14 protein-coding genes are annotated in these 19948 nt (G+C 73.0%); 7 read left to right on the forward strand and 7 right to left on the reverse strand.

Annotated elements, in window-relative coordinates:
* Positions 1-128: 128 nt before the first annotated feature.
* The 3 genes from ACZ4VF_RS09130 to ACZ4VF_RS09140 form a co-directional block, all read right to left on the reverse strand.
* Positions 129-1592, reverse strand: a complete 1464-nt coding sequence (locus tag ACZ4VF_RS09130) for a glutamate synthase subunit beta (protein ID WP_467924225.1) — start codon at positions 1590-1592, stop codon at positions 129-131.
* Positions 1585-6096, reverse strand: a complete 4512-nt coding sequence (gene gltB / locus ACZ4VF_RS09135) for a glutamate synthase large subunit (protein WP_467925582.1) — start codon at positions 6094-6096, stop codon at positions 1585-1587. The genes ACZ4VF_RS09130 and gltB overlap by 8 nt, the downstream gene beginning before the upstream one ends.
* A 537-nt stretch (positions 6097-6633) precedes the next feature.
* The gene (locus ACZ4VF_RS09140) at positions 6634-7365 is read right to left on the reverse strand and encodes a VIT1/CCC1 transporter family protein (protein ID WP_467924227.1); all 732 of its coding nucleotides are present in this window, start codon (positions 7363-7365) and stop codon (positions 6634-6636) included.
* Positions 7366-7627: 262 nt separating this feature from the next.
* On the opposite strand from ACZ4VF_RS09140, the gene ACZ4VF_RS09145 reads away from it, so the two are divergent.
* Genes ACZ4VF_RS09145 through ACZ4VF_RS09175 form a run of 7 tightly spaced genes read left to right on the forward strand, consistent with a single transcriptional unit; the run spans position 7628 to position 15652 of the window.
* Positions 7628-9013, forward strand: a complete 1386-nt coding sequence (locus ACZ4VF_RS09145) for an ADP-ribosylglycohydrolase family protein (RefSeq protein WP_467924229.1) — start codon at positions 7628-7630, stop codon at positions 9011-9013.
* Positions 9010-10128: an ADP-ribosylglycohydrolase family protein gene (locus ACZ4VF_RS09150; RefSeq protein WP_467924231.1), complete on the forward strand. Its 1119-nt coding sequence runs from the start codon at positions 9010-9012 to the stop codon at positions 10126-10128. Before ACZ4VF_RS09145 ends, ACZ4VF_RS09150 begins: the two co-directional genes overlap by 4 nt.
* 8 nt (positions 10129-10136) lie before the next feature.
* A complete protein-coding gene (locus tag ACZ4VF_RS09155; RefSeq protein WP_467924233.1) occupies positions 10137-11342 on the forward strand; it encodes an ADP-ribosylglycohydrolase family protein in 1206 nt (401 codons plus the stop codon).
* Positions 11330-12691, forward strand: a complete 1362-nt coding sequence (locus tag ACZ4VF_RS09160) for an ADP-ribosylglycohydrolase family protein (protein WP_467924235.1) — start codon at positions 11330-11332, stop codon at positions 12689-12691. Before ACZ4VF_RS09155 ends, ACZ4VF_RS09160 begins: the two co-directional genes overlap by 13 nt.
* Positions 12688-13581 carry a ribokinase gene (gene rbsK / locus ACZ4VF_RS09165; RefSeq protein WP_467924237.1) on the forward strand — a complete coding sequence of 298 codons (894 nt, stop codon included), beginning with the start codon at positions 12688-12690 and terminating at the stop codon, positions 13579-13581. Before ACZ4VF_RS09160 ends, rbsK begins: the two co-directional genes overlap by 4 nt.
* 41 nt (positions 13582-13622) lie before the next feature.
* Positions 13623-14828 (forward strand): CaiB/BaiF CoA transferase family protein, encoded by a 1206-nt coding sequence (locus tag ACZ4VF_RS09170; protein WP_467924239.1) that lies wholly within the window; start codon positions 13623-13625, stop codon positions 14826-14828.
* On the forward strand, positions 14825-15652 hold the full coding sequence (locus ACZ4VF_RS09175; protein ID WP_467924241.1) for an HpcH/HpaI aldolase/citrate lyase family protein: 828 nt from the start codon (positions 14825-14827) through the stop codon (positions 15650-15652). The genes ACZ4VF_RS09170 and ACZ4VF_RS09175 overlap by 4 nt, the downstream gene beginning before the upstream one ends.
* A 159-nt stretch (positions 15653-15811) precedes the next feature.
* Here ACZ4VF_RS09175 and lgt read toward each other — a convergent pair whose 3' ends face one another.
* From lgt to trpB, 4 genes are all read right to left on the reverse strand, one after another.
* The gene (lgt, locus tag ACZ4VF_RS09180; RefSeq protein WP_467924243.1) at positions 15812-16807 is read right to left on the reverse strand and encodes a prolipoprotein diacylglyceryl transferase; all 996 of its coding nucleotides are present in this window, start codon (positions 16805-16807) and stop codon (positions 15812-15814) included.
* A gap of 82 nt (positions 16808-16889) precedes the next feature.
* A complete protein-coding gene (locus ACZ4VF_RS09185; RefSeq protein ID WP_467924245.1) occupies positions 16890-17663 on the reverse strand; it encodes a DsbA family protein in 774 nt (257 codons plus the stop codon).
* 120 nt (positions 17664-17783) lie between these two features.
* On the reverse strand, positions 17784-18602 hold the full coding sequence (trpA, locus tag ACZ4VF_RS09190) for a tryptophan synthase subunit alpha (protein ID WP_467924247.1): 819 nt from the start codon (positions 18600-18602) through the stop codon (positions 17784-17786).
* Positions 18599-19882: a tryptophan synthase subunit beta gene (gene trpB / locus ACZ4VF_RS09195; RefSeq protein ID WP_467924249.1), complete on the reverse strand. Its 1284-nt coding sequence runs from the start codon at positions 19880-19882 to the stop codon at positions 18599-18601. The genes trpA and trpB overlap by 4 nt, the downstream gene beginning before the upstream one ends.
* Positions 19883-19948 lie beyond the last annotated feature (66 nt).

Raw genomic sequence — 19948 nt, forward strand, 5'->3', positions numbered from 1 at the left:
GGGTGCCCGGGACATGCGACGACGCCTGCCCAGTCGTCCGGTCGGGGACAGGCGGGCAGGCGCCGTTCATGTTCCGTACGCCTTTGTACGGGACGTCTGTGAGGGACCGGGGGTCCCTTGTGGGAGCGTCAGACCGCCAGCGCGCGGTCCGTCGGGCGGATCGGGGCCGGCAGGTCGCTGGCTCCGGTCAGGAAGCGGTCGACTCCACGGGCGGCCGAGCGACCCTCCGCGATCGCCCACACGATGAGAGACTGCCCGCGGCCGGCGTCACCGGCGACGAACACGCCCGGCACGTTGGTCTGGAAGTCGGCGTCGCGGGCGATGTTACCGCGTTCGTCGAGGTCCAGACCAAACTGCTCGACCAGGCCGTTCTCCCGGTCGGTGCCGGTGAAGCCCATGGCGAGGGTGACCAGCTGGGCCGGGATCTTGCGCTCGGTGCCCGGCTTCGGGGTCAGCCTGCCGTCCACGAACTCGACCTCGGTGAGGTGCAGCCACTGGACGTTGCCGTCCTCGTCGCCCTCGAAGTGGGTGGTGGAGACCGAGTAGACGCGGTCGCCGCCCTCCTCGTGGGCGCTGGTGACCTTGTAGAGCATCGGGAAGGTCGGCCAGGGCTGGTTGGTCGGGTGCCGCTCGTCGCCCGGGCGGGGCATGATCTCCAGCTGGGTGACGGAGGCGGCGCCCTGGCGGTGGGCGGTGCCCACGCAGTCCGCGCCGGTGTCACCGCCGCCGATCACGACGACGTGCTTGCCCTCGGCCGAGAGGGGGGTCGTGACGTAGTCACCCTCCTGCACCTTGTTGGCCAGGGGCAGGTACTCCATCGCCTGGTGGATGCCCTTCAGCTCGCGGCCGGGCACCGGCAGGTCACGTGCGGTGGTGGCGCCGGCGGCGATGACGATCGCGTCGTACCGCTTCTTCAGGTCGCGGGCGTTGATGTCACGGCCGATCTCCACGCCGGTGCGGAAGCGGGTGCCCTCCGCGCGCATCTGCTCGATACGGCGGTTGATGTGCCGCTTCTCCATCTTGAACTCGGGGATGCCGTACCGGAGGAGGCCTCCGATGCGGTCCGCGCGCTCGTAGACGGCGACCGTGTGGCCGGCCCGGGTCAGCTGCTGGGCGGCGGCGAGGCCCGCGGGGCCCGAGCCGATGACCGCGACCGTCTTGCCGGAGAGGCGCTCGGGGATCTGCGGGGCGACGTCCCCGGTCTCCCACGCCTTGTCGATGATCGAGACCTCGACGTTCTTGATGGTGACCGGCGGCTGGTTGATGCCGAGCACGCACGCCGACTCGCAGGGGGCCGGGCAGAGGCGACCGGTGAACTCGGGGAAGTTGTTGGTCGCGTGCAGCCGCTCCTGCGCGGCCGACCAGTCCTCGCGGTAGGCGTAGTCGTTCCACTCGGGGATCAGGTTCCCCAGCGGACAGCCGTTGTGACAGAACGGGATGCCGCAGTCCATGCAGCGGCTGGCCTGCTTGCTGATGATCGGCAGCAGGGAGCCGGGGACGTAGACCTCGTTCCAGTCCTTCTTGCGCTCTTCGACGGGGCGGGTCTTGGCGACCTCACGGCCGTGGTTCAGGAAGCCCTTCGGGTCAGCCATTGATCGCCGCCTCCATCATCTTCTCGGTGATCTCGGTCTCGGAGAGACCGGCTCGCTCGGCGGCGTCCTTGGCGGCGAGCACTGCCTTGTACGTGCTGGGGATGATCTTGCTGAACCGCTCCACGGCCGTGTCCCAGTCGGCGAGCAGCTTCTCGGCGACCGTCGAGCCGGTCTCCTCGGCGTGGCGGCGCACCACGTCGTGCAGCCACTGCTTGTCGGTCTCGTCCAGCGCCTCGACGGACCCGGCGTTGCCGGCGTTGACGTTGTCGCGGTCGAGGTCGACGACGTAGGCGACACCGCCGGACATGCCCGCCGCGAAGTTGCGGCCGGTCGGGCCGAGGACGACCGCGTGACCGCCGGTCATGTACTCGCAGCCGTGGTCGCCCACGCCCTCGGAGACGACCAGCGCGCCGGAGTTGCGGACGCAGAACCGCTCACCGGTACGGCCGCGCAGGAACAGCTCGCCGCCCGTGGCGCCGTAGGCGATGGTGTTGCCCGCGATGGTCGAGTACTCGGCGAGGTGGTCGGCGGCCCGGTCCGGGCGGACGACGATCCGGCCGCCGGAGAGGCCCTTGCCGACGTAGTCGTTGGCGTCGCCCTCCAGGCGCAGCGTGACACCGCGCGGCAGGAACGCGCCGAAGGACTGGCCCGCGGAGCCGGTGAAGGTGATGTCGATGGTGTCGTCGGGCAACCCGGCACCGCCGAACTTCTTCGTCACCTCGTGGCCGAGCATGGTGCCGACCGTGCGGTTGATGTTGCGGATGGCGACCTGGGCGCGCACCGGCTGGGCCTCGGTCGCGTCGCCCGCGGCCAGGGCGTCGGCGGCGAGCTTGATCAGCTCGTTGTCTAGGGCCTTCTCCAGGCCGTGGTCCTGGGCGGCGATCCGGTGGCGGACGGCGCCCTCGGGGAGGTCCGGCACGTGGAACAGCGGCTCCAGGTCCAGGCCCTGCGCCTTCCAGTGGTCGACGGCGCGCTCGACGTCCAGCACCTCGGCGTGGCCGACGGCCTCCTCGATGGAGCGGAAGCCCAGCTCGGCCAGCAGCTCGCGGACCTCCTCGGCGATGAACCGGAAGAAGTTCACCACGTGCTCCGCCTTGCCGGCGAAGCGGTCGCGCAGGGTCGGGTTCTGGGTGGCGATGCCGACCGGGCAGGTGTCCAGGTGGCAGACGCGCATCATCACGCAGCCGGAGACGACGAGCGGGGCGGTCGCGAAACCGAACTCCTCGGCGCCGAGCAGCGCGGCGATGATCACGTCACGGCCGGTCTTCAGCTGGCCGTCGGTCTGGACGACGATGCGGTCGCGCAGGCCGTTGAGCAGCAGGGTCTGCTGGGTCTCGGCGAGGCCCAGCTCCCACGGGCCGCCCGCGTGCTTCAGCGAGGTGAGCGGGGAGGCACCCGTACCGCCGTCGTGACCGGAGATCAGGACGACGTCCGCGTGCGCCTTGGAGACACCCGCGGCGACCGTGCCGACGCCGACCTCGGAGACCAGCTTCACGTGGACCCGCGCCTGCGGGTTCGCGTTCTTCAGGTCGTGGATCAGCTGGGCCAGGTCCTCGATGGAGTAGATGTCGTGGTGCGGCGGCGGGGAGATCAGGCCCACGCCCGGCGTCGAGTGACGCGTCTTGGCGACCCACGGGTAGACCTTGTGGCCGGGCAGCTGGCCGCCCTCGCCGGGCTTGGCGCCCTGGGCCATCTTGATCTGGATGTCGTCCGCGTTGACCAGGTACTCGGAGGTCACGCCGAAGCGGCCGGAGGCGACCTGCTTGATCGCGCTGCGCCGCGCCGGGTCGTACAGGCGCTCCGGGTCCTCGCCGCCCTCACCGGTGTTGGACTTGCCGCCCAGCTGGTTCATGGCGATGGCGAGGGTCTCGTGCGCCTCCTTGGAGATGGAGCCGTACGACATCGCGCCCGTGGAGAAGCGCTTGACGATCTCGGAGACCGGCTCGACCTCGTCGAGGGGGATCGGGCCGCGGTCGGACTTGAAGCCGAACAGGCCGCGCAGCGTCATCAGACGCTCGGACTGCTCGTTCACACGGGACGTGTACTTCTTGAAGATGTCGTAGCGGCCCGTGCGGGTGGAGTGCTGGAGGCGGAAGACCGTCTCGGGGTCGAACAGGTGCGGCTCGCCCTCACGGCGCCACTGGTACTCGCCGCCGATCTCCAGCGCGCGGTGCGCGGGAGCGATGCCGGAGGCCGGGTAGGCCTTGGCGTGGCGGGCGGCGACCTCCCGGGCGATGACGTCGATGCCGACGCCGCCGATCTTGGTGGCGGTGCCGTTGAAGTACTTCTCCACGAAGGCCTGGTCCAGGCCGACGGCCTCGAAGACCTGGGCGCCGCGGTAGGAGGCGACGGTGGAGATGCCCATCTTGGACATGACCTTCAGCACGCCCTTGCCGAGGGCGTAGATCAGGTTCTTGATGGCCTGCTCGGGCTCCAGGCCGTTGAGGAAGGTGCCCGCGCGCAGCAGGTCCTCCACCGACTCCATCGCCAGGTAGGGGTTGACGGCGGCGGCGCCGTAGCCGATGAGCAGGGCGACGTGGTGGACCTCGCGGACGTCGCCGGCCTCGACCAGCAGGCCCACGTGGGTGCGCTGCTTGGTGCGGATGAGGTGGTGGTGGACGGCCGCGGTGAGCAGCAGCGACGGGATCGGCGCGTGCTCGGCGTCGGAGTGGCGGTCCGACAGGACGATCAGACGGGCGCCGTTCTCGATCGCCGCGTCGGCCTCGGCGCAGATCTCCTCGATCCGCGCGGCCAGGGCGTCGCCGCCGCCGGAGACCCGGTACAGGCCGGAGAGGGTCGCGGCCTTGAAGCCGGGCATGTCGCCGTCGGCGTTGATGTGGATGAGCTTGGCCAGCTCGTCGTTGTCGATGACCGGGAAGGGCAGCACGACGGACCGGCAGGAGGCCGCGGTCGGGTCGAGCAGGTTGCCCTGCGGGCCCAGCGAGGAGCGCAGGGAGGTGACCAGTTCCTCGCGGATCGCGTCCAGCGGCGGGTTGGTGACCTGCGCGAACAGCTGCGTGAAGTAGTCGAAGAGCAGCCGCGGACGCTCGGACAGGGCCGCGATCGGCGAGTCGGTGCCCATGGAGCCGATCGGCTCGGCGGCGGTGCGGGCCATCGGGGCGAGGATGACGCGCAGCTCCTCCTCGGTGTACCCGAAGGTCTGCTGGCGGCGGGTGACCGAGGCGTGGGTGTGGACGATGTGCTCGCGCTCGGGCAGGTCGCCCAGCTCGATCTCGCCGGCCTCCAGCCACTCGGCGTACGGCTTCTCGGCGGCGAGGGACGCCTTGATCTCGTCGTCCTCGATGATGCGGTGCTCGGCGGTGTCGACGAGGAACATCCTGCCGGGCTGCAGGCGGCCCTTGCGGACGACCCGGGCCGGGTCGATGTCGAGGACGCCGACCTCGGAGCCGAGGACGACGAGGCCGTCGTCGGTGACCCAGTAGCGACCGGGGCGCAGACCGTTGCGGTCGAGGACGGCGCCGACCTGGGTGCCGTCGGTGAAGGTGACGCAGGCGGGACCGTCCCAGGGCTCCATCATCGTGGAGTGGAACTGGTAGAAGGCGCGCCGGGCCGGGTCCATGGAGTCGTGGTTCTCCCACGCCTCCGGGATCATCATCAGCACGGAGTGCGGCAGGGAACGGCCGCCCAGGTGCAGCAGCTCCAGGACCTCGTCGAAGGAGGCGGAGTCGGAGGCGTCCGGCGTACAGACCGGGAAGATGCGGTCCAGCCTCTCCTGCGGGCCGAACAGGTCCGAGACCAGCTGCGACTCACGGGCGCGCATCCAGTTGCGGTTGCCCTTGACGGTGTTGATCTCACCGTTGTGCGCGACGAAGCGGTACGGGTGCGCGAGCGGCCACGACGGGAAGGTGTTCGTGGAGAACCGGGAGTGCACGAGCGCGATCGCGGAGGCGAAGCGGCGGTCGGACAGGTCCGGGAAGAAGGGCTCCAGCTGGCCGGTGGTCAGCATGCCCTTGTAGACGATCGTCCGGGCGGACAGGGACGGGAAGTACACCCCGGCCTCGCGCTCGGCGCGCTTGCGCAGCACGAAGGCCCTGCGGTCCAGCGCGATGCCCTCGCTGGTTCCGTCGGTGACGAAGATCTGCCGGAACACCGGCATGGTGGAGCGGGCGGTGGCACCCAGCAGCTCGGGGGCGACCGGGACCTCGCGCCAGCCGAGGACCGTCAGGCCCTCCTCGGCGGCGATCGTCTCGATACGTGAGACGGCGCCCTCGGCGCCCTCCTCCGGCAGGAACGCGATGCCTACCGCGTAGGCACCGGCCGCGGGAAGGTCGAATCCGGCCACTTCACGGAAGAAGGCGTCGGGCACCTGGGAGAGGATGCCCGCGCCGTCGCCCGAGTCGGGCTCGGAGCCGGTGGCGCCACGGTGCTCCAGGTTGCGCAGGACGGTGAGGGCCTGCTCGACCAGGGTGTGGGACGCCTCGCCGGTGAGAGTGGCGACGAAACCGACGCCGCACGCGTCGTGTTCGTTGCGGGGGTCGTACATACCCTGCGCAGCAGGGCGAGCATCCATGAACGACCAGTTCTGGCCGTTCTCGGAATGCTGGGACGGCTGGCGCGGCGTACGCATCGGCTCTCCCGTCGTCGTCATGTGGCATGTGGCAGGTGCCGAGGGACGACGTTGGCCCTCTGCGTGAGATCTGCTAGGAGATCAAAATTTCGTGCAGGTTACATGATGGAGCGGTTCTCGGGAACCGGATACACCGTTCCAACATGCGGACGCCGCGGTCGCGGCGGAGGTGCCGCGTGAACGCGGCGCGTGCCGTGCGGTGGCGGCAGCTGCCGTGTGACGGCGGGGGCCGCGCGGTGGCGGCCGACGGTGCGCGGGGGCCTGACGGACAGGATCGGTCGGATCGTCGTCCGGCGGCCCGGAGGGGGGTCCGGGGGAGCGTCATCGCCCACCCCGCGGGGGTGCGGCAGGCGTCATTGCCCACAGCGCTTACGGCTCATGCCCGGTGGCCGAGGAGTCGAAACCAGCGAGTAACGGGTACTTATGCGGCCCATCGCATAGGTACCGGTCGGGCTATCCTACGGCCGTTCCGAACAACGTGCCCAGGGCGTACGTCACACCGGCCGCGGCCCCGCCGAGCGCCAGCTGCCGCAGGCCGCTGAACCACCAGGTCCGCGCGGTCACCCTGGCCACGACGGCACCACAGGCGAAGAGTCCGACGAGGGCGAGCAGCACGGCGGGCCACAGCGCGCCGGCGCCGAGCAGGTACGGCAGGACGGGCAGCAGGGCACCGAGGGCGAAGGCGCCGAAGGACGACACCGCGGCGACCAGCGGCGAGGGCAGATCTCCGGGGTCGATGCCCAGCTCCTCGCGGGCGTGGATCTCCAGGGCCTGCTCGGGGTCCTTGGACAGCTGCCGGGCGACCTGGCGGGCCAGCTCCGGCTCGACCCCGCGCGCCACGTACAGCGCGGCCAGCTCGTCCTCCTCGTCCTGCGGGTGCCGGCGCAGCTCACGGCGCTCGACGTCGAGTTCCGCCTCGACGAGTTCCCGCTGGGAGGCGACGGAGGTGTACTCGCCGGCCGCCATGGAGAAGGCGCCCGCGGCGAGACCCGCGAGGCCGGTGAGGACGATGGTCCGCTGTTCCACGGCTCCGCCGGCCACGCCCGTCATCAGGGCGAGGTTGGAGACCAGGCCGTCCATCGCGCCGAAGACGGCGGGCCGCAGCCAGCCTCCGTTCACGTCCCGGTGGGTGTGGTTGTCGCGGTGCGCCTCGTGCAGCGCGGCCTCGGTTTCGATGATGGCCATGCGGGCCCCCCAGGGAAGCTTAGCCAAAGCTAACTTTGGATGAGTTCTACTTTTCGACAACACTCAACCTACGCCTTTCCTTCCCCTCGCACCAGCAAGGAAAGGCTCTGCTAACCTGCGCTTTTCCCGGCGGACGCTCACTTGTGCGAGAGAGGGCTCAGTTGCCGAGCGGGTGACAGAAGAGGCCCTCGCGCTCAGCGTGCCCCCTCCCGTGGGACACATCCGCAAAGGGTCCCCGCGACCCCGCGCAAGGAGGCCGTCCATGGCATCGATCGCCTGCACTCCCCCGGTCCCGACGCCCGAGGAGGCCGCCGGACTCCGTGAGCGGGCCCGCGGTGCGCTGCTCGGCCTGGCCGTCGGAGACGCGCTCGGGGCTCCGGCGGAGAACCTCAGACCCTCCGAGATCCGCGCCCGCTGGGGCCGCATCACCGGGTACGTCGCCGACCGTCCCCAGGGCACGGACGACACCGAGTACGCGATCTTCTCCGGACTGCTGCTGGCCCGGCACGGCTCGGCGCTCACCCCGGCGGATGCGGAGGCGGCCTGGCACGAGTGGATCGCCGACCGGGCCGAGGGTCCCTTCCGCGGCGCGGGATTCAGCGAGCGCGGCACGCTGGAGAACCTGCGCCGCGGCCTCGCCGCCCCCATCTCGGCCCAGCACCGGCACGCCTGGAGCGACGGCCTCGCCATGCGGGCGGCTCCCTTCGGCGTCTTCGCGGCCGGGCGCCCCGCCGAGGCGGCCCGGCTGGTGGCCGTCGACGGCTCGGTCAGCCACGAGGGCGAGGGCATCTACGGCGGCCAGGCCGTCGCGGCGGGGGTGGCGGCGGCGATGACCGGCGCCGCGGTCCCCGTGGTGATCGCCGCCGCCCTCGCGGTCGTCCCGGACGACTCCTGGACGGCCCGCTCCCTGCGGCGCGCGGTGGCGGTGGCCCACCGCGGCGAACGGGCGGTCCGCTCCGCCGTCGTCATCGGCGGCTACCCGTGGACCGACCTGGCCCCCGAAGCCGTCGCCCTCGCCTTCGGCGCGTACGCGGCGGCCGACGGCGACTTCCGGGAGTCCGTCCTGACGGCCGTCAACATGGGGCGCGACGCGGACACCACGGCGGCGGTGGCGGGCGCCCTCTCCGGCGCGACCCTCGGCCTCACGGCGATCCCCACCCCCTGGGCCTGTGCCATCGGCCCGGCCCGGGGCCGGTGCCTGCCGTCGATGGCCGGGCACCACGTGCTGGAGGTGGCGGAACTGCTGGTGGAGGCGGCGGAGCGGGAGACCGGGAAGGCGGTGACGGCGGCCGAGCCCCGCCACCCCCTGCCGGCCACCACCCGGCCGACCGGGCACCAGCCGCTGTTCCCGGCCACCACCCGGCCGACCGAACCCCTCCCACCCCTCCCAGCCACCACCCGGCCGACCGACCCCCTCCCACCCCATCCGGCCACCACCCGGCCGGCCGACCCCCTCCCCGCCACCGCCCAGCCCGCGGAACTCCCCCCGCCCCTCACCGCCACCCCCCAGCCACCCGAACTTCCCCCGCCCCCCGCCTCCGCCCCCCGGTCCGCCCGGCCCCCGGTGGAGGGCCGGGAGCCCAGGGAGCCGAGTCCCCTGGTGGGGGCCGGCAACGCGGGGCAGGGCGACGGTGCGGGGCGGGGATGAGCGCGCGCCGTATCGAGGGGCTCCTGCTCGGCCTCGCCGCGGGAGACGCCGCCGGCTGGCCCGCGGCACGCCACCGCGCCGTCCGGATGCCCGAGTGGACCCGCCGCCTCACCCGGGAGCTGGACACCTTCGCCGAACAGAACGCCACCACCACCCTCCCGGTGCCGATCGCCCTCAACCAGCCCCCCGAACCCCTCCGCCTCGGCCCCTCCGACGACGCCGAGTGGGCGGCGTTCGCCGCGGAGGCGGTCCTCAGGGCCGGCGACGACGACGTCCTCGGCGACCTCAGCCGGGCCCGCCGCATGCGCGCCGCCATCGACCTCACCTGGACCGCCGTCGCCTCCGAGGTCGCCGCCGCCGCGGACCGCGCCCCGGAGATCGAGTCCGCCGTACTCCCCCTGCGCGCCCGCATCTCCGTCCGCGCCGGCCTCGGCAACCTCGCCGCCGGCCTGCGCCCGCCCGCCACCGGCCACGACAACCCGCACTACTTCGACGACGCGGCCTGCGTCCGCGCCTGCGTCCTCGCCGTGGCCCACCCCGGCGACCCGCACGAGGCCGCCGCCCTCGCCGAGTTCGACGCCCGCTACACCCAGGACGGCGACGGCGTGCACGGCGCCCGCGCCATGGCGGCGGCCCTCTCCCTCGCCCTCGCCGACGCGGACACCGGCACCTGTGTGACCGCCGCCCTCGCCGAGCTGCCCGCCGACACGGAGATCGGCCGCAACACCCGTCACGCCCTCGCCCTGGCCGGGGACAGCGAGTCCGCCTTCGCACTCGTACCCCTCCTGGAACACCAGATCGTCGACCACGTCTACAGCTACGGCATCGCCGCCGCCGAGACCGTCCCCGTCGCGCTCGCCCTGGCCACCGCCGCCCGGGGCCGTATCGCCGAGGCGGTACCGGCCGCCGCCTGCCTGTCCCGGGTCGCCGACTCCGCCCCCGCCCTGGCGGGCGCCCTCACCGGTGCCCTCGGCGGCGGCGCGGCCGTCCCGGAGACCTGGCGGGACGCCTGCCGCGTCCTGCCCGGCTGCACCCTGCCCCGCCTCACCGGCACCGACCTGGTGGAACTCGCCGGACTCCTGGAAGCCGTGCGACCGGCCCGCCCAGGAGGATGATTCGGGGCATGACACCCGAAGAGCCCGCACAAGCCCGACCTCCGAAGAAATCAGGCCGAACCTCCTCGTACGCCCTCGCCGACCGCGTCACCGCCGCCCTGGTCGGTGCCGCCGTGGGCGACGCCCTCGGCGGTCCGGTCGAGGGCTACACCCCCGAGCAGATCACCGAGCGCCACGGCGGCCGCGTGCGCGGCGTCGTCGGCCCCTGGCACGGCGACGCCTGGCGCACCGCCCGCCCCATCGCGCCGTACCACAAGGGCGACGGCCACGTCACCGACGACACCCTGATGACGCACGCGCTGATCCGGGTCTACGACCGCGTCCGCGACCACCTCGACGCCTACGCGATCGCCGACCACCTGGTCCCGGACCTGATGACCAACCCGCGCTGGATCCCCGAACTGGAGGCGGAGGCCCTGCCGTTGCACCGCCTCTTCCTCGCCGAGAAGTGGCTGGTGGCCCGGCTCGCCTACGGTCACGCCGACCCCCGGGAGGCGGGCGTCGGCAACATCGTCAACTGCGGCGCCGCGATGTACATGGCCCCCGTCGGCCTGGTCAACGCGGCCAACCCGGCCGGTGCCTACGCCGAGGCGCTGGACATCGCGGGCGCGCACCAGTCGTCGTACGGACGTGAGGCGGCCGGGGTCCTCGCCGCCGCCGTGGCCGCGGCGGCCGGTCCCGGCGCGACCCCGGACTCGGTGGTGGCCGCCTGCCTCTCCCTGGCCAGGGACGGCACCCGCACGGCGATCGAGAAGGTCTGCGAAGTCGCAGCCCGGTACGGGGACTTCGAGTCGGCGCTCGGTCCGCTGCGCGCGGCGGTCGCCCCGTACGACACCGTCGGCCCGGACTACCGCGCCCCCTCCCTCGCCGCCCGCCGCCCCTCCCGGCTTCACTCCGTCGAGGAACTCCCCGTCGCCCTGGGCATGCTGGTCGTCTCCGGCGGCGACTACCGGCACGCCGTGCTCGGCTCGGTCAACTACGGCCGTGACTGCGACTCGATCGCCACGATGGCCGGTGCCCTCGCGGGCGCGCTCGGTTCGCCCCCTCCCGAGGAGTGGGCGAAGACGGTCGCCGACGCCAGCCGCCTGGACCTGTGGGCGCCGGCCCGGACGCTCACCGAGGTCACCCACGAGATCTTCGCCCGGGACGTCCGCCGCCGGCGCGCCCACGAGGAGGCGTTCACCGCGCTCGGAGGCCGTCCGTGCTCCGACTGACCTGGGTCCAGCCGGAGGACCTGCTGGGCCACGAGCTGCGCCAGGCCCGCCTGGACGGGCGCGAGCCGGCGGCGATCGAGGCGCGCTGGCGGGCGGCGGGCGGCCCGGACGCCCCGGAGCGGGCGGGCGCGTCCGCGCACCGCGCCTCCCGCTACCTGCGGCTGCTGGCCGAGGACCTGCTGGACGAACTCGCCGACCTGCCCAGCCGCTTCGCCGAGGACGAGCCGACGGACCTGGCCCGCATCCGGTCCCAGTGCCCGCACTGGCCCACCGCAGGCTCCGCCACCGCGCCGGACCCGCGCGCCCTGGAGGCCGCCTGGCTCGGCCGGGCCGTCGGCTGCCTCCTCGGCAAACCGGTGGAGAAGCTCCCCCTGGACGGCATCCGCGCCCTCGCCCGGGCCGCCGGCAACTGGCCCCTCACCACCTACTTCACCGGCAGAGGGGTCCCCGAGGACCTCCTGCGCGCACACCCCTGGAACCGCCGCTCCGCCGCCACCTCCCTCGCCGAGAACATCGACGGCATGCCGCAGGACGACGACCTCGACTACCCGCTGCTCAACCTCCTCCTGCTCCAGCGCCACGGCAGGGACTTCACCACCGACGACGTCGCCCGGCTCTGGCTGGAGGAACTCCCGCCCGGCCGCGCCTTCACCGCCGAGCGCGTCGCGTACCGCAATCTCCTCGCCGGTGTCGAACCCCCGCACACGGCACGCCACCGCAACCCGTTCCGCGAGTGGATCGGCGCCCTGATCCGCGCGGACATGCACGGCTGGAGCAATCCCGGCGACCCGGCCGCCGCGGCCCGGCAGGCGCACCGCGACGCGGTCCTCACCCACACCGCCAACGGCGTCTACGCGGCGATGTTCACGGCCGCCGCCATCGCCGCGGCCGCCACCGGCACCCATGACGTCCACGCCTGCCTGCGCACCGGCCGCGCGGTGGTCCCGGCCCGCTCCCGCCTGGCGAAGGCGATCGACCACGCCGTCCACCTGGCCACGACGACCCGTGACTTCGACAACGTGGTGGACGCGCTCCACGCCCTGCACGCGCCCGGCCACCACTGGGTGCACGCCGTCCCCAACACCGCGCTGACCGTCGCCGCCCTCACCCACGCCGACGGCGACTTCACCGGCTCCGTCTGCCGTGCCGTGTCGGGCGGCTGGGACACCGACTCCAACGGCGCGACCGCCGGCAGCATCGCCGGTCTCCTCGCCGGCTCCCCCGACGCGCTCCCCGACCACTGGCGGGTCCCGCTGAAGAACCGGCTCGCCACCACCGTCGCCGACTTCGACGGCACCGGCTTCGACGCCCTCGCCCACCTCACCCACTTGGAGGCGATCCGCCCATGACCCACATCGCCGTCCTCGGCAGCATCAACATGGACCTCGTCACCTATGTCGCCGAGGCCCCGCGGCGCGGGGAGACCGTGACGGGACGGGAGTTCCGTACGATCCCCGGCGGCAAGGGTGCCAACCAGGCGGTCGCCGCGGCCCGTGCCGGCGCCACCGTCTCGATGATCGGAGCGGTCGGCAACGACGCCTACGGCGCGCGGCTGCGCGACACCCTCGAACACTCCGGCGTGGACACCGACTTCCTGCGCACCGTGGAGGGGCCGTCCGGCACCGCGCACATCGTGGTGGACGACGAGGGCGGCAACGCGATCGTCGTCGTCCCCGGCGCCAACGGCACCGTCGACCACCTCTCCCCCGGCGACGAGGGGGTGATCGCCACCGCCGACGCCCTGCTGCTGCAACTGGAGATCCCGCTGGCCGCCGTCGTCGCGGGCGCGGAGGCGGCCCGCCGGCACGGTGTCCGTACGGTCCTCACCCCGGCCCCGGCCCAGCCGCTTCCCCCCGGACTCCTGCGCGCCACCGACCTGCTGGTGCCGAACGAGTACGAGGCCGTCACCCTCACCGGCCGCACCGACCCGCGCGAGGCGGCGGCCGCCCTGCTGGAGCAGGTACCGCAGGTCGTCGTCACCCTGGGCGCCACGGGCTGCCTGTACCTGGCCCGGGGCACCGAACCCCTCGTGGTCCCCGCGCCCCGGGTGACCGCCGTGGACTCCACCGGCGCGGGCGACACGTTCGTCGGCGCGCTCGCCGTGGCCCTCGCGGAGGAGAGACCGGTGCGGGAGGCCCTGACCTGGGCGGCCGCCGCGGCGGCGGTCTCCGTCCAGCGGGAGGGCGCCTCGGTGTCGATGCCCTACCGCCCGGAGATCGAGGCGCAGTACGGCACATGAGAACGATCAGGACGATCAGGACGACGAGGACGACGAGGACGATGAGGACGACGACACGGGCCCCCTTCGCCCTCGACGGCCTGAGGGTGCTGGACCTGGCGACCCTCTTCGCCGGGCCGATGGCCGCCACCCTGCTCGGGGACTTCGGCGCCGAGGTGATCAAGGTCGAGCACCCCCGGCGGCCCGACCCGTCCCGGGGCCACGGCCCGGCCAAGGACGGCGTCGGCCTGTGGTGGAAGGTGCTCGGCCGCAACAAGCGGAATCTCACCCTCGACCTGTCCACGCCCGGCGGCCGGACGACCCTGTTGCGGCTCGCCGCCACCGCCGACGTGGTGATCGAGAACTTCCGCCCCGGCACCCTGGAGAAATGGGACCTGGGCTGGGCCGAGCTGTCCGCGGCCAACCCCCGGCTGGTGCTCGCCCGGGTCACCGCCTTCGGCCAGTTCGGGCCCTCGGCGCGCCGTCCCGGCTTCGGCACCCTCGCCGAGGCGATGAGCGGCTTCGCCGCGGTCACCGGCGAACCGGACGCGCCCCCGACGCTGCCCCCGTTCGGTCTCGCCGACTCGGTCGCGGGCCTCGCGACCGCGTACGCCGTGCTGACGGCACTGGCGGCGCGCGAGCGCACCGGCGCCGGGCAGGTGGTCGACATGGCGATCATCGAACCGATCCTGTCCGTCCTGGGACCCCATCCCACCTGGTACGACCAGCTCGGCTACGTCCAGGAACGCACCGGCAACCGGTCCGCGAACAACGCCCCCCGCAACACCTACCGCACCGCCGACGGCTGCTGGGTCGCCGTCTCCACCTCGGCGCAGTCGGTCGCCGAGCGGGTGCTGCGGCTGGTGGGCCGCCCGGAGCTGACCGAGGAACCGTGGTTCGCCACCGGCACGGGGCGGGCCGCCCACGCCGACGTCCTGGACGAGGCGGTCGGCTCCTGGATCGCCGGCCGCACCCGCGCCGAGGTGCTCGCCGCCTTCGAGGAGGCGGAGGCCGCGGCGGCGCCGGTGCAGGACGTCCGGGACGTGCTGGCGGATCCCCAGTACCAGGCCCTGGACACGGTCACCACCGTGGACGACCCGGAACTGGGCCCGCTGCGCATGCAGAACGTCCTGTTCCGCCTGTCCGCCACGCCCGGCGCGATCCGCTGGGCCGGCCGTCCGCACGGCGCCGACACGGAGGCCGTGCTCACGGAACTGGGCCTCGCCCCGGCCGACATCGCGGCCCTGCGTGCGGAGGGCGCCCTGTGACCGGGTTCCCGCTGACCTGGCTGTACGTCCCCGGCGACCGCCCGCACGTCGTGGCCAAGGCGCTGACGGCGGGCGCCGACGTGGTGGTGGTCGACCTGGAGGACGCGGTCGCCCCGGACCGCAAGGGGTACGCCCGCACGGCCACCGCGGAACTCCTCACGGAGCCCGGGCCGGTTCCGGTGCACGTCCGCGTCAACGCCCCGGACACACCCTGGGCCGCGGCCGACCTCACCGCCCTGGCCGGCCTGCCGGGGCTGTCCGGGCTGCGGCTGCCGAAGGTGACGACCCCGGCCCAGGTACGGCAGGTCGCCGTGGCCACTCCCGTGCCCCTCTACGCGCTGCTGGAGTCGGCTCTCGCCGTCGAGCACGCCTACGCCATCGCCACCGCCCACCCCGCCCTGCGGGGCATCGCCCTGGGCGAGGCGGACCTCCGGGCCGACCTGGGGGTACGGGCCGACGCGGGTCTGGACTGGCCTCGCTCCCGGGTGATCGTCGCCGCGCGTGCGGCGGGGCTGGCCCCACCCTCCCAGACCGTCCATCCGGACATCCGCGATCTCGACGGCCTGTCCGCCTCCTGCGCCCACGGCCGGGCCCTCGGCTTCCTGGGCCGTGCCGCGATCCACCCCCGCCAGCTGCCGGTGATCGAGCGGGCCTATCTGCCCACGGCGGCGGAGATCGAACACGCCGAGACGGTCGTCGAGGCGGCCTCGGCCGAAGAGGGCGCCCAGGCCCTCCCGGACGGCCGCTTCGTCGACGCGGCGGTGGTGGCGATGGCCCGGCGCACCCTGTCCCTGGCGGGCAGAGCGTACGGAGCCGACGGCTGAGGCGCCTTCCGTGGCAGTGGCGACCGGTGCCACCGGCCCGGATCCGGCGGTGCCGCACCCTCCGCGGCCGGCCGCGGGCACACGCCGAGGGCGCCCGGCCGTTTCCGTGCGGCTACCGCCGCGTGCCGGGCGCCCTCGGCGCCGTAAAGACCAGCGGGGTCAGCTCTTCCCGGCCGACTCCGCCTCGTCCTTCGGCGACTGCTCGGAGTCCCCGGCCTTCTCCTCGCCCTCGTCGACAGCGCGCGTGGCCTCGGCCGAACCACCGGAGGCACCATCGGCCGAACCACCGGCGACGCTCTCCGCCGGACCGCCGGAGACACTCTCCGCCGGGCCACCGGACGCACCCGGCTCCACCACCGCTTCCCGGCCCGGCCGCTTCTTCGACGACACGACGATGTACGCCACCGCCAGCAGGAAGACGATCAGCGCCGTCCAGTCGTTGAGGCGGAGGCCCAGAATGTGGTGGGCGTCGTCCACCCGCATGTACTCGATCCAGCCGCGGCCCACGCAGTACGCGGCGACGTACAGGGCGAACGCCCGGCCATGACCCAGCTTGAAACGGCGGTCCGCCCAGATGACCAGCAGGCCGACGCCGATGCACCACAGGGACTCGTACAGGAAGGTCGGGTGGTAGTAGCCCGGGACCCGGCCGCCCTCGGAGGAGGTGATGTGCAGCGCCCAGGGCAGATGCGTCTCCCGGCCGTACAGCTCCTGGTTGAACCAGTTGCCCCAGCGGCCGATGGCCTGCGCGAAGGCGATGCCGGGCGCGACGGCGTCGGCGTAGGCGGGCATCGGCACGCCCCGGCGCCGCGCGCCGATCCACGCGCCGAGCGCGCCGAGCGCGATCGCCCCCCAGATGCCCAGGCCGCCCTCCCACACCTTGAAGGCGTCCACCCAGTCACGGCCCTCGCTGAAGTACAGCTCGTAGTCCGTGATCACGTGGTAGAGCCGGCCGCCGACCAGGCCGAACGGCACGGCCCAGACGGCGATGTCGGCGACCGTGCCGGACTGCCCGCCACGGGCGATCCAGCGCTTGTTGCCGAACCAGACGGCGACGAAGACGCCGATGATGATGCAGAAGGCGTAGCCGCGCAGCGGGATGGGGCCGAGGTACAGCACCCCGTGCGACGGGCTGGGGATATAGGCAAGGTTCATGGCATGTCCGACGCTACCGTGCCGGGCCGTGGGGACGGCAAGCAGCCTGGCTACGGGTCCATAACGGGGGCGTGAGAAACGCTTACCGTCGGTCGGCGTCCTCCACCATCTGCTTGAGCTTGGCCGGGGTCATCGTCTGGTCCTGGTAGATGTTCTTGCCGCCGAGCAGGACCGTGGGCGTGCCGGAGAGGCCGCCGGTCCGGAAGGCCTGGTTGGACTTGTTCACCCAGGTGTCGTGGGTGCCGTCCTTGACGCACTTGCGGAAGGCGGGGGTGTCGAGGCCCTTCACCTTGCCGGCCAGCTTGATCAGCGTGTCGTTGTCCGCGAAGGCGTCGTCGGTCTCCTTCGGCTGGTTCGCGTACAGCACGTCGTGGTAGTCGCGGAACCGGCCGGCGTCCTGGGCGCAGGCCGCGGCGTTGGCGGCGCGCAGCGAGCCGCTGCCGCCGAGGTTGCCGTCGATCAGCCGGACCAGGTGGTACTCGACTCTGAGCTTGCCGGCGTCGGTCAGTTCGTGGAGTGTCGGGCGGTACGCCACCTCGAAGGCCTGGCAGGCCGGGCAGCGGAAGTCCTCCCAGACGGTGAGCGTCGACTTGGCGCCGTCCTTGCCGACCGGGATGGCGAGGCTGTCCTTGCCCTGTGCGCCGGAGGGCGCCACGGCCGGACCGGCGCTGCTCTTCTTGTCCTTGCCGGCGTTCGCGGCGAGGACGCCGATCACCGCCGCGAGGCCCAGGACGCAGACGACGCTCGCGCCCACGATCAGCGCACGCCGTCGCCTCTCCGCGGACTTCTGCTTCTCACGCTCGACCGCCAGCCGCTCCCGGGCGGTGCGCTTTCCGTCACGGTTCTTCTCGCTCACACCCCCAGAACGAACCGGGGAGGCGCAGCGCGCCTCCCCGGCCCGAGGTCCACCCGTTCGAGTGATCGAATCATCCGAGACGGGACGTGCGCCGACGGTGACGTCCGCCGCCGCGGCCGTCTACGCCTGTCCGCGCACACCCTTCGCCAGGTCCCCGGCCAGCTCGCGGACCGCCGCGATGCCGGTGGCGTGGTCGGGGGCCTCCAGCATCCGCTTCACGAACGCCGAACCGACGATCACGCCGTCGGCGAAGCCGGCGACCTCGGCGGCCTGGGCCTGGTCGGAGACGCCGAGCCCGACGCAGACGGGCAGCTCGGTGCCCGTGCCGCGGGTGCGCCGGACCAGGTCCTGGGCCTGCTCGCCGACCGACTCACGGGTGCCGGTGACGCCCATCAGCGAGGCCGCGTAGACGAAGCCGCTGCCCGCCGCGGTGATCTCGGCGAGCCGCTCGTCCCTGCTGCTCGGCGCCACGACGAAGACCGTCGCCAGACCGTGCTTCTCCGCGTGCTCGCGCCACAGCGCCGACTCCTGCACCGGCAGGTCGGGCAGGATGCAGCCCGCGCCGCCCGCCTCGGCCAGCTCGGCGGTGAAGCGCTCGACGCCGTAGCGGTCGATGGGGTTCCAGTAGGTCATGACGAGCACCGGCTTCCCGGTGGCCTCGTACGCCTCCCGGACCGTACGCATGACGTCGGCGATCTTCACGCCGCCCTTCAGGGCGAGGTCGTCGGCGGTCTGGATGACCGGACCGTCGAGGACCGGGTCGCTGTGCGGCAGGCCCACCTCGACGATGTCGGCGCCGCCGTCCAGGACGGCCTTGACCGCGTCGATGCCGCCGTCCACGGTCGGGAAGCCGGCCGGGAGGTAGGCGATGAGCGCGGAGCGTCCCTCGGCCTTGGCGGCGGCGAGGGTGTCGGTCAGCAGCTGGATGGTCCCGCTCACTTGGCGTCCCCCTCGATCTCGGCGGTGTCGGCCGCGTCGGCGGCCACCTCGGCGTCGGTGTCGTACAGACCGAAATAGCGGGCGGCGGTGTCCATGTCCTTGTCGCCGCGGCCGGACAGGTTGACGACGATCAGGCCGTCCCTGCCCAGTTCCTTCCCGACCTCCAGGGCCCCGGCCAGCGCGTGCGCGCTCTCGATGGCCGGGATGATGCCCTCGGTGCGCGACAGCAGGCGCAGGGCCTGCATGGCGGCGTCGTCGGTGACCGCGCGGTACTCGGCGCGACCGCTGTCCTTGAGGTAGGAGTGCTCGGGGCCGATACCCGGGTAGTCCAGACCGGCCGAGATCGAGTAGGGCTCGGTGATCTGGCCCTCGTCGTCCTGCAGGACGTAGGACCGGGAGCCGTGCAGGACGCCGGGCTCGCCGGCGGTGAGGGTGGCCGCGTGCTCGCCGGTCTCGATGCCGTGGCCGGCGGGCTCGCAGCCGATGAGGCGGACGCCGTCGTCGGGGATGAAGGCGTGGAAGAGACCGATGGCGTTGGAGCCGCCGCCGACGCAGGCGATGGCCGCGTCCGGGAGGCGGCCGGCGCGCTCCAGGAGCTGGCGGCGGGCCTCGACGCCGATGACCCGGTGGAAGTCGCGGACCATGGCCGGGAAGGGGTGCGGGCCCGCGACCGTGCCGAACAGGTAGTGGGTGTGGTCGACGTTGGCGACCCAGTCCCGGAACGCCTCGTTGATGGCGTCCTTGAGGGTGCGGCTGCCGGACTTCACGGCGACGACCTCGGCGCCGAGCATGCGCATCCGGGCGACGTTGAGGGCCTGGCGCCGGGTGTCGACCTCGCCCATGTAGATGGTGCAGTCGAGGCCGAACAGCGCGCAGGCGGTGGCCGTCGCGACGCCGTGCTGGCCGGCGCCGGTCTCGGCGATGACCCGGGTCTTGCCCATGCGCTTGGTGAGCAGGGCCTGGCCGAGCACGTTGTTGATCTTGTGGGAGCCGGTGTGGTTGAGGTCCTCGCGCTTGAGGAACACACGGGCGCCGCCGGCGTGTTCGGCGAAGCGGGGCACCTCGGTGAGCGCCGACGGGCGGCCGGTGTAGTTGACCAGCAGGTCGTCCAGCTCGCGGGCGAACTCCGGGTCGTTCTTGGCCTTGTCGTACTCGACGGCGACCTCGTCCACGGCGGCGACGAGGGCCTCCGGGATGAACTTGCCGCCGAACGCGCCGAAGTAACCCTGGGCGCTGGGGATGTGACCGTCGGGGTCGGGAATGAAGTAGTCGCTGGGCATGCGGAAACCTCACGGTGAGTGTGCGGAAAAGACACTGATCGCCGTGGGGGCGGGGTTGTCGTACGG

The organism is Streptomyces sp. NPDC029151 (assembly GCF_055564315.1).